The organism is Kitasatospora sp. NPDC057198, assembly GCF_042670125.1.
Taxonomy (GTDB): Bacteria; Actinomycetota; Actinomycetes; order Streptomycetales; family Streptomycetaceae; genus Kitasatospora.
This window is the reverse complement of record NZ_JBHUWH010000180.1, coordinates 1-14,240: the sequence shown is the minus strand read 5'-3', so window position 1 is coordinate 14,240 and position 14,240 is coordinate 1. Positions and strand designations below refer to the sequence as shown.

Here is a 14,240-nt window from a genome sequence, read left to right as displayed (position 1 = left end):
CTGCTCGGCCAGCCACGCCTCGGTGCCGTAGAGCTGCTCGGCGGGGCCCGCGGTCTCCAGCTCGGGCAGCGGCCAGGGCAGCGCGTCCCGGTCGACCTTGCCGGAGGTGCGGGTCGGCAGGTGGTCGACGGTGGCGAGCAGCGGGACGAGCGCGGCGGGCAGTTCGGCGCGCAGCCGGGCGACGGCGGCGTCCCGGTCGAAGCCGTCCTGGGCGACCAGGTAGCCGACCAGCAGCTGGTTGCCGCCGCGGGCGGTGCGGACGGCCGCGGCGGCGCCGGAGACGGCGGGCAGCGCCTGGAGGGCGGCGTCCACCTCGCCGAGCTCGATCCGCCGCCCGCCCAGCTTGATCTGCTCGTCGGCGCGGCCGAGGAAGACCAGGCCCTCGGGTTCGGCGCGCACCAGGTCGCCGGAGCGGTAGGCGCGCTCCCAGCCGAGGGAGGGCAGCGGGGCGTACTTCTCGGCGTCCTTGGCCGGGTCGAGGTAGCGGGCCAGGCCGACGCCGCCGATCACCAGCTGGCCGCTGCCGCCCATCGGGACGACCTCGCCGGCCCCGTCGACGACGGCGAGCTCCCAGCCGTCCAGCGGCAGGCCGATCCGGATCGGGGCCCGGCCGGTCATGAGGGCGCCGCAGGCGACCACGGTGGCCTCGGTGGGGCCGTAGGTGTTCCACACCTCGCGGCCCTCGGTGACCAGGCGCTCGGCGAGTTCGGGCGGGCACGCCTCGCCGCCGAAGATCAGCAGCCGGACCTCGTCCAGCGCCTCGGCGGGCCACAGCGCGGCCAGCGTCGGGACGGTGGAGATGACGGTGATCTCCTGCTCGGCCAGCCACGGGCCGAGGTCGGCGCCGGAGCGCACCTGGGCGCGCGGGACGGGCACCAGGCAGGCGCCGTGCCGCCAGGCCAGCCACATCTCCTCGCAGGAGGCGTCGAAGGCCACCGACAGCCCGGCCATCACCCGGTCGCCGGGCCCGATCGGCTCGTCCCGGAGGAACATCGCGGCCTCGGCGTCGACGAACGCGGCGGCGCTGCGGTGGCTGACGGCGACGCCCTTGGGCCTGCCGGTGGAGCCGGAGGTGAAGATGATCCAGGCGTCGTGCCCGGGGCCGGGCGCCTGCGCGTCGTGGCCGGACGGCTTGACCTTCTCCAGCCGGTAGTCGGCGCCGATCACCGCGTTGACGTCGGCCTCGCCGAAGACCAGTTCGGCCCGCTCGTCCGGGTCCTCGAAGTCGACGGGCACGTAGGCGGCGCCCGCGGCGAGCACCGCCAGGATCGCCACGTACAGCTGGTTGCCGCCGGAGGGGACGCGGACGCCGACCCGGTCGCCGAGACCGACACCGGCCCCGGCCAGGTGGCGGCGGACCTTCTCGACCTCGGCGAGCAGCGCCGCGTAGCCGAGCGTCTCGCGCCCGTCGTCCAGCGCCGGCTCCTGCGGGTGCGCGGCGGCGGTGGCCGCCAGCACGTCGACCAGGGTGCGCGGGGCGGGCGCGGCCTGGGCGCGGAACAGCGCGGCGGCGGGGGCGGTGGTCATGGCGGCGGCGGTCCTCGTCCTGGGGTCCCCGGCGGCCGCTCGAAGGTGGTCGGCCGAAGGCGTCGAAAGCGCGACAACCTGGGCAAGTTTACCGGTCAGGACGGGTGGACGGCCGGAGGCGGCGACCGCCGGAACCGTCCGCGACGGGGGCGGGACGGGGCGGCGTAGGCCGACGGTGCGTCAGCCCGCGCCGCTGAACGGCAGGTTGCGGGGGTCGGGCGGCCGTCCGGGCTGACGGGTGGTCAGGGCGCCGACACGCCGCCGTACTCCGGGAGTTCACCCACTGTTCACGCTCCCGCCTTCTCCGGGTGGCCGGGGCTTTCGTGCGGGGGCTGTCGTGCGGGGCCGGGGGTGGCCGGTGTTCAGTCGGCGGCGGGCAGTCGGGCCTCGATCGCGGCCAGGGCCGCCCGGATCGCCGCCACGTCGTCCTTGTCCGCGACCTGGTCGCCCTCCTTGAGCTTCACCAGCAGTGTCCCGCCCGGCTCCAGCACGATCAGCGAGGTCTCCTCGATCGCGTCGCCGCCCTGGTGCCGGACGGCCACGTCCAGGTCGGCCGTCCGGATCCCCTGCCGGGCGATCGTCCGCCGGTCGTACGCGCCGTCCCGGGCCAGCACCGTCGGCGTCCCGTCCAGCAGCCGGTTGAACCAGTCCCAGCGGGCCGCCTGCCGCACCAGCACCCAGTCCGTGGCCAGCAGCACCAGCGCCCCGAACAGGCCGCCGGAGACCGAGTTGTCGTTCCCGATCACCGCGTTCTGCACCACGTTCGACAGCAGCAGCATCACCACCAGGTCGAAGGTGTTCAGCTGGGCCAGCCCGCGCTTGCCGATCAGCCGCAGCAGCACCAGCAGCGCCAGGTAGACCAGCACCGTGCGGATGGCCTTCTCGGCGTACGGGATCCCCGCGACGAACATGTCCTGCCACATGGCGGCCACCGTAGGGCCGGTGGGGCCGCCCGCACCGGCCCCACGCCCGCGGCCGACCCCAACGGCCTACGGCCCACGGCCCACGGGCGGCGGCCTACGGGCGGCGATCTACGGGCGGCGATCTACGGGCGGCGGGTGGCCAGCAGCAGGCCGGTCGAGCAGTCCAGGTAGGTGGCGTGCAGGAGCGGGTCGGTGGTCAGCCGCTCGACCAGGGCCGTGACGGCCGCGGCGTGGTCCTCCGGCCAGGTCGGCTGCGGCAGCAGGTCGTCGACCAGGTAGCTGCCGCCCGGGGCGAGCAGGGCCAGCGCCTGGTCGAGGTGGTGGAACTTGCCCGGCCAGGTGTCCGCGAAGACCAGGTCGAAGCCGCCCGGCTCCAGCGCGTCGATCAGCTCCGCGCCGTCGCCCACCACCAGCTCCAGCCGCGGGTCCGCCCCCAGCCGGCCGGCCGCGACCGCCGCGACCTGCGCGTCCAGCTCGACGCTGGTCAGCCGGGCCGCCGCGTCCATCCCGCTCAGCAGCCAGCTCGTGCCGATCCCGGCCCCCGTTCCCAGCTCCAGCACCCGGCCGCCGGGGCGGGCCGCCGCGAGCGTGCGCAGCAGCTGCCCCGTGGTGGTGTCGCACGACATCTCGAAGCCGAGCGCCGCGCACTCCTCGGCGATCGCGGTCAGTACGGCGGGGTGGGAGTCGGTCGTGAGCATCAAGGCGGTCCTCCTGGCTGGTGTCCGGTCAACGTCCTTCGTACGCTAGCGACTTGGCTTCGCGCCCGCCGGGAATTCCACCCTGTGGACAGCCCCGGCCCGGTGGGGACGGCGCGGCCCCCGTCGGGCGGCGCGGATCCGTCCCGGCCGCCCGCGGGGCTCCTGCCGCTGCCGGAGGGCCGACCGGGCCGGGGGGGGCGGTATTTGGCAGATGCCCGGTAAGCGATAAATATGACTTATGTGACCTTCTTCCCTTCTGGTCACTCCGGGCCTCTGGAAGCCTTGCTTCCCACCGACCTGCCGAAGGAGCCCCCCGTGACCGGCACCCCCCGGCGCGCCGTCCGGCTGCTGCTCATGGCGGCCGCCTCGCTGTGCGTGCTGCTGCCGCTGCTGCGCGGCGCCACGGCCGCGGGGGCCGTCGCGGAGTTCGGGCTGGGGCGGGGGGCGACGGTCGCGGCGCAGCTGGGGTCGGCGCTGGCGATGCTGACAACGTTCCTGCTGGCGGGGCGGGCGGCGGACGTGTGGGGGTGGCCGCGGGTGCTGCGGTGGGCGCTGGGGGCGATGGTGGCGGGCGGGGCGGTCACGGTCACCGCGCAGCACCCCTGGGCGTACCTGTTCGGGCGGACGGTGGAGGACGCCGGCTCCGCCGGGGTGCTGATCGCCGCGCTGGCGTCCGTCCCGGTGCTGAACCTGCCGGGGCGGATCACCCGGGTGGTGGGCGGGGCGATCACGGGCGTCGCGACGGCCTACGTGCTGGGCGCGAACATCGCGGTGCGGATCGACGCGGCGGCCGGCTGGCGGCTCGGCGAGTCGCTGCTCCCGGCGGCGGCCGGCCTGCTGCTGCTGGTCTCGCTGCGACTGCTGCCGCGCGACCGCCTGCCGAGACCCTCGACCACCTCGGCCCCGCTGTGCGGTCCGGGGCTCGCGCTCGCGGCGCTGCTGGGCGTGGCGGCCCTGGAACTGGGCCCGTCGCGCGGCTGGTCGGACCCGCTGGTGGGCGTGCTGCTGTGCGCGGCGGTGCTGCTGTGCGCGGCCTGCCGGGTGCGGGCGGTACGGCTGGCGCGGCACCGCCCCGGCCCGCCGGTGCCCGGGGTGCCGGCCCGTGCGGCGGGCGGGGCGGTGGCGGCCGGCGCGACGCTGGGTTTCGCCCAGCTCGGGCTGATGGCGGCCGTCCCGGTCCTGCTGCTGCAACGCGGCGTGACAGTGGCGCACACGACGCTGGCCATGTCGGGGTACGGGCTGGGCATGCTGGCGGCCGGGCTGGTGGCCCGGCACTGGCGGCTGACGCCCATGACCAGCGCCTCGCTGGGCCTGCCGCTGGCCGCGGTGGGCCTGGCCACGCTGCACTTCCTGCCCACCGGGGCCGGGCAGGCGGCCCTGGTGGCGGGCGCGGTCTCGGTGCTGGTCGGCTTCGGCCTGGTGGTCGCGCAGATCCCGTACCTGGCCGGCTTCCTGGCCGCGCTGCCCCGGCAGCGGCGGGCCGCGGCCTCGGCGCTGTACCCGGCGGCGATCCTGTTCGGCGGGGTGCTGGCGCAGGCCGTCCCGGGCAGCACCTCGCTGCTGACCGGCGAGGCGGGGCACCGCGAGCTGGAGACGGTGCTGTGGGTGTCCTGCGGCGTGGTCGCGCTGGTGGCGATGCTGCTGGGCCGCCCGGTGGTGTCGCTGACGGTGGCGGGCGCGGCCGGGGCGCAGCACCTGCTGCTGGTCGCGCTGGCGGGCGAACGGGTCGCGGACCGCCCGGGGGCGGCGGTGGCCGCGCTGGCGGTGGGCGCGGCGATGGGCCTGGTGGCGTGGAGCCGGCGCCAGCAGTCGGAACGGCTGGCCCGCGTCCGGGCCAACGAGATCGCCCTGCAACAGGCCGTGCTGCACCCGATCCCGACCCGGCTGGGCGAACTGCGCCTGGTCGGGCACTACCAGCCGGCCACGGCGGGCACCGGCGTCGGCGGCGACTTCTTCGAGGCGGTGCGCACCCCGCACGGGACGCGGGTGCTGATCGGCGACGTCCGGGGCAAGGGGCTCCAGGCCGTGCAGACCGTCACCGAGCTGCTGGGCTGCTTCCGCTCCCAGGCGCACGAGACCGCCGACCTCGGCGAGCTGGCCGCCCGGCTGGACCGGCAGCTGGCCCGGCTGGCGGCCACCCGCGGCGACGAGGAACTGTTCGCGACGGCCCTGCTGCTCCAGCACCGGGACGGCGGCGCGCAGGTCGAGGTGGTCAACTGCGGCCACCTCGCCCCGCTCCGGGTCGGCCCCGACGGCGTCCGCACCACCCCCGTCCCGGCCCTGCTCCCGCTCGGCCTCGGCGCGCTCGGCCTCGGCCCCTCCCCCGTCCCGACCCCGCTGGCCCTGCCGGACGGCTCGGCGCTGCTCCTGCACACCGACGGGCTGAGCGAGGCCCGCAACTCCTCCGGCGAGTTCTACCCCCTGGGCGAACGGCTCGCCGCCCTGCGCGCCGCCGACCCGGGCCGGCTGGTCGGCGACCTCGCCGAGGACGTCCGCGACTGGACGCACCAGCTGGCCGACGACATCGCCCTGATCGCCCTCACCCGGGCCTGACCGGGACTCCGGACGCGGGGCGCGGGGCGCGGGGCGCACCACGGCGGCAGGACGCGAGGGCCGGGGGCGGCGGGGACGGCGGGCGGCGGGGACGGCGAGGGTCGGCCCCGGCAGCAGGACCGGCGGGGGCGGGGCGCGGGGCCGGGTGGTGCGGCCGAACGGGCGGTGCCCGGAGGGCCGTGCCGCCGGGGCTCGCGGGGGGCGGGGGCGTGTCCCGGTGGCGGGAGCGGGGGCGGGCCGGGAGGGTGGCTGGCGGGGGACGCACCGGATGTTCCGAACCGGAAAGAGCGAGAGATGCCCGAAGTCACCACCCCGTACGCGACCGGCACCCCGTGCTGGGTCGATCTGATGGCGAAGGACCAGCAGGCGGCGCTGGACTTCTACCGCGACCTGCTCGGCTGGCAGGGCGAGCCCGGCCCGGCCGAGTTCGGCGGGTACGCGGTCTGCGAGCTGGACGGCAAGGCCGTGGCCGGCATCGGCCCGGCGATGGCGCCCGAGGGGATGCCCGAGCCGCCGACCGTCTGGACCAGCTACCTGGCCAGCACCGACGCGCGGGCCACCCAGGACGCGATCGTCGCGGCGGGCGGCACGCTGCTCGTCCCGGTGATGGACGTCGGCGAACTGGGCCGGATGCTGGTCGCCGCGGACCCGCAGGGCGCGGTGTTCGGCGTCTGGGAGCCGGGCGGGTTCTCCGGCGCGCAGGTGGTCAACGAGGCCGGCGCGCTGACCTGGAACGAGCTGCACACCAGCGACGTGCCGGCCGCGACCGCGTTCTACGGCGAGGCGTTCGGCATCGAGATCGAGCCGCTGGACGGCGCGGACTCGTACTGGGAGCTGCGGGTCGGCGGCCGGGCGGTCGGCGGGGTGACCCTGCTGGCCAACGACCCGCCCGGCACCCCGGCGCACTGGCTGACGTACTTCGCGGTGGACGACGTGGACTCCACCGTGGACGCGCTGGCCAAGCGGGGCGGGACGGTGCTGGCGCCGCCGTTCGACATGATGGCGGGCCGGATGACGGTGGTCGCCGACCCGCAGGGCGCGCCGTTCGCAATGATCAGGCCGCAGCCGATGGCGTAGGCCCCGGTGGACCGCCCGCCCCGGACGCCGTCCGGGGCGGGCGGCCGCGCGTTCACGACAGGAGCGCCCCTTGCCGGTAACGGCGCTGGGCTCGGTTCCTGCTCGACGGGGGGAGTCGTCGCGGGCGGTCCGGATCGTCCGGTCCGGGCCGCGGCGTTCTGCGGTGCCTTCACCGGGCGCCTTCGGAAGGTCTTCGACCAGCGGCGGCCCGGGGTGGGACGCCCCCTGCGCGGGCCGGACCGGACCTGTCCTCGCCCCGGAGCCGCCCCGCCGAGGAGGCGTCAGTGCCCCGTCGCCGCGAAGTGCAGCAGCAACTCGCCGGTCGCCTCCGGCGCTTCGAGCATGGGGAAGTGCCCGACGCCGGGCAGCTGCTCGATCCGCGCGTTCGGCACCGTGGCGTAGTGGTGCGCCGATGCCGGGTCCCAGCGGGGGTCCGCGGCGCCGAAGACCACCAGGAGCGGGACGTCGAGTGCGGTCAGGCGGGCGGGCAGGCTCCGCTCGGCGATGTACGCGCCGTTCTGGCACAGCACCGTCCTGAACGTGCGGTAGCCGATGCCCCGCACGTCGGCGACCAGCTCGTCCGGGACGTCCACCGGCCGGTGGCACACCGAGGTCACGCCCCGGCGGAGCACCGTGTCGGAGCGGACCCGCCACAGGAGCGGGCCGAGCGGCGGTTCGAGCAGGGTGCGGAGGAAGAGGGGCTGCGCGAGGAGCGCGTCGGGGCTCGGGCCGCTGCTGATCAGGGCGAGCGACCCCACCAGGTCCGGGCGCCGTTCGGCGAGGGCGGTGGCGACGTACCCGCCGCTGGAGTGCCCGACCGCGGTGACCGCACGGACGCCGAGCTCGTCGAGCGCCGCGGCCAGCCTGGCCGCCTGTCCGGGCACGTCGTACGACCGCGCGGGCGGGGACTGGCCGTGGCCCGGGAGGTCGATCCGGATGACGTGGTGCCGGCCGGCCAGGGCCGGCACCACCGGGCCCCAGGAGCTGCCCGCGGCCCCCGACCCGTGGACGAGGACCAGCGGCGGCGCCTCCCGCGGGCCGTCGTGGACCACGCGCATCCCGTGCACGTACCTGTCTTGGCGGGTACCCATGCCCAAAGGATGCCGCCCGGCCGCCGGCCCCCGGTTCCGCACGGACGTCGCCGCGGGGCCGGTCGCCGCCGGGACTCCCGGCCCCGCGGGGGGGCGGAACCCCCGCGGGAGCCGGGCAGGGCGGCGCGGGGGGCCGGAACCCGCCGCGGGCCGCGGGCCGGGTCAGCCGAGCGGCGGGGCGAGATACTCCAGGGCGTAACCGTCGGCCTCGGGGTTGACGCGGGCGATGCCCGGGGAGTCCAGGTGGGCGCCGGCCACGTAGTGGTCGGGGGTGGCGAGCCGCTCCAGCAGGGCCAGCCGGGCGGTGCGGGCGCCGGGCCGGTCGGCGTCGTACTCCCAGGTGACGCCGGGGCGGCCGAACTGGAGGGTGGGGACGTGCACGGTGTCACCCCAGACCAGCAGGTGGCCGGCGGTGCTGGTGATCTCGTAGACGGTGTGGCCGGGGGTGTGCCCCGGGGTGGGGAGCGCGGTGGCCCAGTCGTTGACGGCGACCCGCTCGGTGACCGGGACGGCCCGGTCGCGGAACGCGGCGAGCCGGCCGGTGAGGACCCCGGTGTCGCCCGCGCCGATCCACACCCGTTCGAGCCCGGGGAACGTCTCGGTGCCGTCGGGGGCGACCAGGCCGCTGACGTGGTCCTCGTGCTGGTGGGTGATGGCGACGTCGGTGATGCCGGCCCGGTCGATGCCCGCCTCGTCGAGGGCCTCGGGCAGCAGGCCCATGCCCGGCTCGGGCCAGACGTCGGAGCCGCCGGTGTCGACCAGCAGCGAGCGGGTGCCGTCGGTGACGTGGAAGGCGTTGACCGCGAGCCGCAGGTTGCCCCCGACCAGCGGGACGCCGTCGGGCAGCTCGTCGAACCCGCACCCGTCCTCGTGGCGGAGCCGGGTCGGCGGCATGTCGATGTGGCCGTCCCGCAGCGCGACGACCCGCAGGTCGCCGAATTGGAACGCGGTGTGCAGCCGGCCGCTGGAGACCAGGCGCATGGAACCCCCTCGTGACGGGACGCGCGAGGCGCGTCTCCGATGGAAGAACGTATCTTCGATAGGAGAAACACTACACTGTGGGCCGTACGGGCAGACACCCCATTCGATCGAGGAGCACGGTGGCCGAGCAGGACGGAACCGCGGCCGGGGCGCCGCACGGCGACGAGCTCGCCGGGGCGTTCGGCGGCCGGGTGCGGCGGCGGCGCGAGGAGGCGGGCCTGACGCTGGAGCAGCTCTCCGCGCGGTCGGCAGTCAGCCGGGCGATGCTCTCCAAGGTCGAGCGCGGCGAGAAGAGCCCGACGATCGGCGTCGCGTCCCGGATCGCCCACGCGCTCGGCGCCACGCTCTCCGAACTGACCGGCGCCCCGGCCACCGCCCCGCCCGGCGGCTCGACCACCACCACCCCGTCCGGCGCCTCGTCCGGCGTGGCCGTGGTGCTGCGCGCGGAGCACCGGCCGGTCTTCCGCGACCCGGAGACCGGCTTCGAGCGGCACGTGGTGTCGGCGGCCCCGGGCGCGGGCGGGGCCGAGATGGTCCTGCACCGCCTCCCCGCCCGGGTCTCCACCGGGCTGCTGCCCGCGTACCCGGCGGGCGCCGAGAAGCAGCTCCTGGTGCTCGCGGGCACCCTCACCGTCCGGCTCGGCGGCGCCGACGAGACGCTGCGGGCCGGCGACTCGCTGTTCCTGCAGGCCGACGCGGACCACGGCTTCGCCAACCGGACCGACGCGCCCTGCGAGTACGTCATGTTCATCTCCCGCCGGGCCTGAGCCGGGCCTGCACCGGGCCCGAACCGGACCCGCACCGGGCCTGGGACACTGCTGGCCCGGGGCCGATGGCCGGCCCGTGACGGAGGGGCGGGGACGGATGGAGATCACCGGCGGTGCGGCGGACGGCGAGGTGCTCCTCGCCGGGTCGGCGGAGGAACTGCGGCGGCTGGCCGGGCTGGTGGGCGCCGGGGCGGGGCTGCTGCCCGCGCACGGCAGCCTGCTCGGGGTCGAGGTGCGGGCCTCGGAGGGCGGCGTGCTGGCGGCGGTGGACGAGGGGCGCTCGCTGCTGGCGATCGGCGGCGGGGACGCCGGGCGGGCGGTGTTCGCGGAGGAACTGCGGGAGATCGCCGCCCTGGAGGACGGCGGCCACTTCCACATCGAGCACCACCCGGACCACTTCTACCTGGCCGAGGGCTCACTGCCGCTGGTGGTGGAGAGCCCGCACGGCGGCATGCCCCGCCGCTGAAGGCCCGGGGGCCGCCGCCGAACGGCTCGGGGCCGCCGGTCGGGGCGGGGGCCGGTTGTGTCAGGATCTTCGCAGGTCAACGGGGGCAGCGTCGTTCCCGGCCGGATCGGAGAGAAGTCGTGGGCACCCTCGTCGCGCCTGAGCCCCTGCTGCTGCGGGACGGCCGCCCCGCCGCCGCCGGGTGGTCGCTGGACCCGGGGATGCGGCACCTGAACCACGGGTCGTTCGGGGCGGTGCCGCTGGTCGCGCAGCGCGAACAGCAGCGGCTGCGCGAGGAGATGGACGCCTCGCCGGTGGTGTGGTTCCCCGGGCTGCCGCGGCGGGTGGCCGCGGCGCGGGCGGCGATCGCCGACTTCCTGCGGGTGCCGGCCGGCTTCACGGCGCTGGTGCCGAACGCGAGCGCCGGGGCGAGCGCCGTGTACGGGAGCCTGCCGCACCGGGACGGCGGGGAGGTGCTGGTGACCGACCACGGGTACGGGGCGGTGACCATGGGGGCGGCGCGACTGGCCCGGCGCTGGGGCGGCGCGGTGCGCACGGTGCACGTGCCGCTGGGGGCCGGGCCCGAGGAGGCCGCGGCGGCGGTGACCGGGGCGGTGACCGGGCGGACGGCGCTGATCGTGCTGGACCGGATCACCTCGGCGACCGCCCGCTACCTGCCGGTCGACCTGGTCGGCGCGTTCGCCCGGGAGCGGGGCGTCCCGCTGCTGGTCGACGCCGCGCACGTACCGGGGTTGGACGAGGACCCGCGGGCCGGGGCGGACTGCGACGCCTGGGTGGGCAACCTGCACAAGTTCGGCTGCGCGCCGCGCGGCACCGCCGCGCTGGTCGCCCGGGGTGAACTCCGGCACTCGCTGCACCCGTTGATCGACTCCTGGGGCGCCGAGGAGCCGTTCCCGGAGCGCTTCGACACCCAGGGCACCCTGGACCTCACCGGCTACCTGGCGGCGCCCACCGCGCTGGACTTCGTCGCCGAGCAGTGGAGTTGGGCCGGGGCCCGCCGCTACATGGGCGAACTCGCGGACTACGCCGAGCAGTTGATCGGCGCGGCGATCACCGACGCGACCGGGGAGCCGGCCGCGGCCGACGTCGGCATGCCGGTGAACGCGCTGCGCCTGGTCCGGCTCCCGGCCGGGCTGGGCCGCACCCGGCTGGAGGCGGACGCGCTGCGCGACCGGCTGGCCGCCGAGTTCGGCGTGGAGGCGGCGTTCACCAGCTTCGGCGGGACGGGGTACTTCCGGCTCTCCACGCACGTGTACAACACCGCCGAGGACTACGAGTACTTCGCGGAGCGGTGCGTGCCGGTGCTGTGCGCGTGGGCGCGTGAGCTCGTGGGCGCGTGAGCACACAGGTGCGCTGACGCGCTGACGCGCACCGCACCGGTGTCGTCGGGCGGGGCCTACTCGGCGGGCAGTTCGTAGTCGAGGTGGATGCGGTGGGTGCCGTCCTCGTCGACGACGATGCCGCCGGTGCCGGTGATGCCGGTGAGGGCGGCGGTGCCGCTGCCGGGGACGATCACGAAGTACTCGCCGTCCCGGCCGGAGCCGAGGGTGGTCGCGGAGTGCGCGAAGTTGAAGGTGCCCTCGGCGCCGTGCAGGGTGCCGGTGAAGGACTCCATGGCCAGGTAGGTGCCGACGCCCGCGGCCTGGTCGTAGGCGGCGGTGAACAGGGTGTCGGAACGCCCCTCGATCTCGCCGCCGAACTCCTTGTGCATGGTGGCCACGCCGACGCCCGCGGCGGTCTTGATGTCGCTCTCCGGGACGGGCGCGGGGGTGAACTCGAGGACGGTGAAGGTGCCTGATGCTCGCATGCGCGCGATGGTAGGCGCCCGCACTGACAGACCGTCAGGACCCTTCGGTGGTCGTGGCGGGCCGGGCCTCGGCCGGGGCTGCGAACGGGGCCGGGGCCGGGGCCCCGGGGGTCTGCTGGAACACCCAGGCCGGGTAGCCGGCGTACTGCGGCGGGGCGGTGCGCCGGCGGCGGCGGGCGATCAGGGAGAGCACCAGGGCGACCGGGAGCAGCAGCAGGCCGAAGAACACGGCGATGCCCACCGTGGTCAGCACGGCGTCGCTCCCGTGGTCGCGGCCGATCACCGAGGAGAGCGGGAAGGTGCCCCGGTACCGGGAGTCGAAGGCGGCGACCCGGTGGTCGCCCAACACGAACATCTCCCCGGCCGGGACGGTGACGTCGAAGCATTTCTCACCGCTGGGCGTGCCGCCCTGCAGGTAGGGCTCGTCGAGCGGGGCGCCGTTGAGCTGGACGGGCTGGGGGCCGCACTGGGAGACGTGGTCGCCGCCGAGGGCGATCACCCGGCTGAGGCTCGTCTCGGGCTGACCGCCGGGCTCCATGGGGGCGGTGAAGAGCACCACGTCGCCGCGCCGGACGTCCTCGGGTTCGACGGCGTAGGTCACGACCCGCTGCCCGGACCGGTAGGTGGGGGACATGCTGTCGCTGCCCAGCAGGTTCGAGCGCGGCTGGAGGGTGAACCCGTAGGCGATCGCCCCGATCGGGATCAGCACTCCGACGATCAGGACGATCAGCGCTGCCTTGCCGAACCCGCTCCACTGCCTCATGCCGTTCCCGCTCCCCCACCCGCCGTACGGAGTCCGCTGTCACCGTGCGGTTCGCACGGGATCGAGCGGAGAGCGTAGCGGGTACCCCGGACGCCGGGCGCAGGGGGGCGTCACCACTCGGCCTCCGGGCCGTCGTCGTCCTCCGGGTACTCCGGTTCCGGGTCGGCCGGTTTCGGGTCGGCGACCCAGCCGGCGGCCAGGACCAGGCGGGAGGTGCGCTGGACGGCGAGGAAGGCGAAGGGGCGCTCGAAGCGGGCGTCGAGGTGCCGGACCCGGTACGGGGGCGGTGCGGCGATGCCGCCGCCGGCGGCTCCGAAGGCGGTGACCGAGGCGGCGCGGAAGCCGCGCGGGCCGAAGACCGCGGTGGTGGTCTGCCGGGCGGACCCGATCCCCAGCGGCTCGGTGCTGACGCCGGGGAAGTGGCCGCTTCTGAGGTCGGAGGCGGTGCGCAGGCCGAACAGCTCGGCCCGTTCCAGCAGGTCGTGGTCGTCGGCGAGGTCGAACTCGACGGTGCAGACGAAGAGTTCGGGCTCGCGGGAGTAGCTGCGCACCCAGCGGGCCTCCAGGCCGGGGCCGGGTTCGCCGTCGGGGAGTTCGGTGCCGGGGCGCACCGTGCGGGGGTGCGCGGCGGTGCCGACGGCGGCGGCCAGGACGGCGCCGGGGTCGGCGTCCTCCGCGCCGAGGCAGAGGTGGACGTCGACGCCGCGCCGGCCCAGCAGTTTGAGCACGGTGAGCGGCCCGGCGGCGGTGTCGGCGACGCCGACCCGGTCGAGCAGTCCGGTGTGCCGCCACAGTCCGGCGAGGTCGCGGTCCTGCCAGGGGCCGGTCTCCGGCCGGTGGGGGCCGGATTCGAAGCGGCGGATCCAGTCGGTGCGGACGGTGAGCGCACCGGCCAGCAGGAGTTCGGTGTCCGGGGTGAGCACGGCGGGCATCCGGGGGACGGCCCCGTCCGTCCGGTCGGCGGCCCAGCGGTCGAGCGCGGCCCGGTCGGCGTCCGGGGCGCCGGTGAGCCGGCCGTGGGTGTGCGGGGGCAGGGCGGCGGTCCAGGCCGGTTCGAGCGGGAGGCGGTCGGCGGTCCACAGGCCGAGGGCGGCGCTGACGCCGGGCGTCCGGTCGAGGGTGGCGAGCAGGTCGCGGCCCGAGGCGGCGGCCCGGTCGATCGGGACGCCGAGCGCCTCGGCGAGTTCGCGGGCGGCGGGGCCGGCGGCGCCCGCGGCGAGCAGGGCGAGCGGGGCCCAGACGCCGGGGGCGCTGAGGGCGGTGTTCCGTCCGGTGGCCGGGGCGGCGCGGCCCCAACGGGCGGTCAGGTCGTTGACGGCGCGGACGGTGCGGTGCATCGGCACGGTGCGGTTCTCCCCCGGTGGCGGTCCTGGGCCGGAGAGTAGGCGCCGGGGCGGCCGGGGCGCGAGGGGTTATCGGGTGTCCGGCCTCGCCGCCCCGCCGGTGCACCGAGCGGGTGGGGTGGTTCCGGGGTGGGCGGCGAGGGGCTCGCGGACGTGCGGGGAGGCGGGTCCGCGGAGTGCGGCGGCGCGGCGCGGGTGCCGCCGGGCCTGCGGGGCGTGGTGCGGGGTCGGTGGGGCGCCATGG

The 14,240-nt window shown here is 76.6% G+C and carries 13 protein-coding genes; 5 read left to right on the top strand and 8 right to left on the bottom strand.

All coding sequences use genetic code 11. The annotated features are described in order from the left end of the window. The 3 genes from ACFUEL_RS20725 to ACFUEL_RS20715 all read right to left on the bottom strand — a co-directional run. Nucleotides 1-1,527 (bottom strand): amino acid adenylation domain-containing protein (locus ACFUEL_RS20725; protein WP_380237876.1); only part of this gene is annotated, 1,527 nt, incomplete at its 3' end. A 362-nt stretch (nucleotides 1,528-1,889) separates the two neighbouring features. Further along, nucleotides 1,890-2,450: a DUF421 domain-containing protein gene (locus tag ACFUEL_RS20720; protein WP_380237875.1), complete on the bottom strand. Its 561-nt coding sequence runs from the start codon at nucleotides 2,448-2,450 to the stop codon at nucleotides 1,890-1,892. Nucleotides 2,451-2,572: 122 nt separating this feature from the next. Continuing rightward, a complete protein-coding gene (locus ACFUEL_RS20715) occupies nucleotides 2,573-3,148 on the bottom strand; it encodes an O-methyltransferase (protein ID WP_380237874.1) in 576 nt (191 codons plus the stop codon). 315 nt (nucleotides 3,149-3,463) lie between these two features. Here ACFUEL_RS20715 and ACFUEL_RS20710 point away from each other — a divergent pair, with 315 nt between their 5' ends. Together ACFUEL_RS20710 and ACFUEL_RS20705 are read left to right on the top strand one after the other, a co-directional pair. After that, nucleotides 3,464-5,701: an MFS transporter gene (locus tag ACFUEL_RS20710; RefSeq protein ID WP_380237872.1), complete on the top strand. Its 2,238-nt coding sequence runs from the start codon at nucleotides 3,464-3,466 to the stop codon at nucleotides 5,699-5,701. Between the two features lie 294 nt (nucleotides 5,702-5,995). Further along, nucleotides 5,996-6,778 (top strand): VOC family protein, encoded by a 783-nt coding sequence (locus tag ACFUEL_RS20705; RefSeq protein ID WP_380237870.1) that lies wholly within the window; start codon nucleotides 5,996-5,998, stop codon nucleotides 6,776-6,778. Between the two features lie 281 nt (nucleotides 6,779-7,059). Here ACFUEL_RS20705 and ACFUEL_RS20700 read toward each other — a convergent pair whose 3' ends face one another. Together ACFUEL_RS20700 and ACFUEL_RS20695 are read right to left on the bottom strand one after the other, a co-directional pair. After that, nucleotides 7,060-7,869: an alpha/beta fold hydrolase gene (locus ACFUEL_RS20700; RefSeq protein WP_380237869.1), complete on the bottom strand. Its 810-nt coding sequence runs from the start codon at nucleotides 7,867-7,869 to the stop codon at nucleotides 7,060-7,062. Between the two features lie 162 nt (nucleotides 7,870-8,031). After that, a complete protein-coding gene (locus ACFUEL_RS20695; RefSeq protein ID WP_380237868.1) occupies nucleotides 8,032-8,850 on the bottom strand; it encodes an MBL fold metallo-hydrolase in 819 nt (272 codons plus the stop codon). A 119-nt stretch (nucleotides 8,851-8,969) separates the two neighbouring features. Here ACFUEL_RS20695 and ACFUEL_RS20690 point away from each other — a divergent pair, with 119 nt between their 5' ends. From ACFUEL_RS20690 to ACFUEL_RS20680, 3 genes are all read left to right on the top strand, one after another. Continuing rightward, on the top strand, nucleotides 8,970-9,617 hold the full coding sequence (locus ACFUEL_RS20690; RefSeq protein ID WP_380237867.1) for a helix-turn-helix domain-containing protein: 648 nt from the start codon (nucleotides 8,970-8,972) through the stop codon (nucleotides 9,615-9,617). A 97-nt stretch (nucleotides 9,618-9,714) separates the two neighbouring features. Continuing rightward, entirely contained in the window at nucleotides 9,715-10,083 is a 369-nt protein-coding gene (locus tag ACFUEL_RS20685) for a hypothetical protein (RefSeq protein WP_380237866.1), read from the top strand. A 119-nt stretch (nucleotides 10,084-10,202) separates the two neighbouring features. Continuing rightward, complete coding sequence (locus ACFUEL_RS20680) at nucleotides 10,203-11,423, top strand: aminotransferase class V-fold PLP-dependent enzyme (protein ID WP_380237865.1); 1,221 nt, start codon at nucleotides 10,203-10,205, stop codon at nucleotides 11,421-11,423. 56 nt (nucleotides 11,424-11,479) lie between these two features. Here the strand turns inward: ACFUEL_RS20680 and ACFUEL_RS20675 are convergent, their stop codons facing one another. From ACFUEL_RS20675 to ACFUEL_RS20665, 3 genes are all read right to left on the bottom strand, one after another. Then, nucleotides 11,480-11,890 (bottom strand): DUF3224 domain-containing protein, encoded by a 411-nt coding sequence (locus ACFUEL_RS20675; RefSeq protein WP_380237864.1) that lies wholly within the window; start codon nucleotides 11,888-11,890, stop codon nucleotides 11,480-11,482. A 34-nt stretch (nucleotides 11,891-11,924) separates the two neighbouring features. Then, nucleotides 11,925-12,653: a signal peptidase I gene (lepB, locus tag ACFUEL_RS20670; RefSeq protein WP_380237862.1), complete on the bottom strand. Its 729-nt coding sequence runs from the start codon at nucleotides 12,651-12,653 to the stop codon at nucleotides 11,925-11,927. A gap of 110 nt (nucleotides 12,654-12,763) precedes the next feature. Beyond that, the gene (locus tag ACFUEL_RS20665) at nucleotides 12,764-13,990 is read right to left on the bottom strand and encodes a serpin family protein (protein WP_380237878.1); all 1,227 of its coding nucleotides are present in this window, start codon (nucleotides 13,988-13,990) and stop codon (nucleotides 12,764-12,766) included. Nucleotides 13,991-14,240 lie beyond the last annotated feature (250 nt).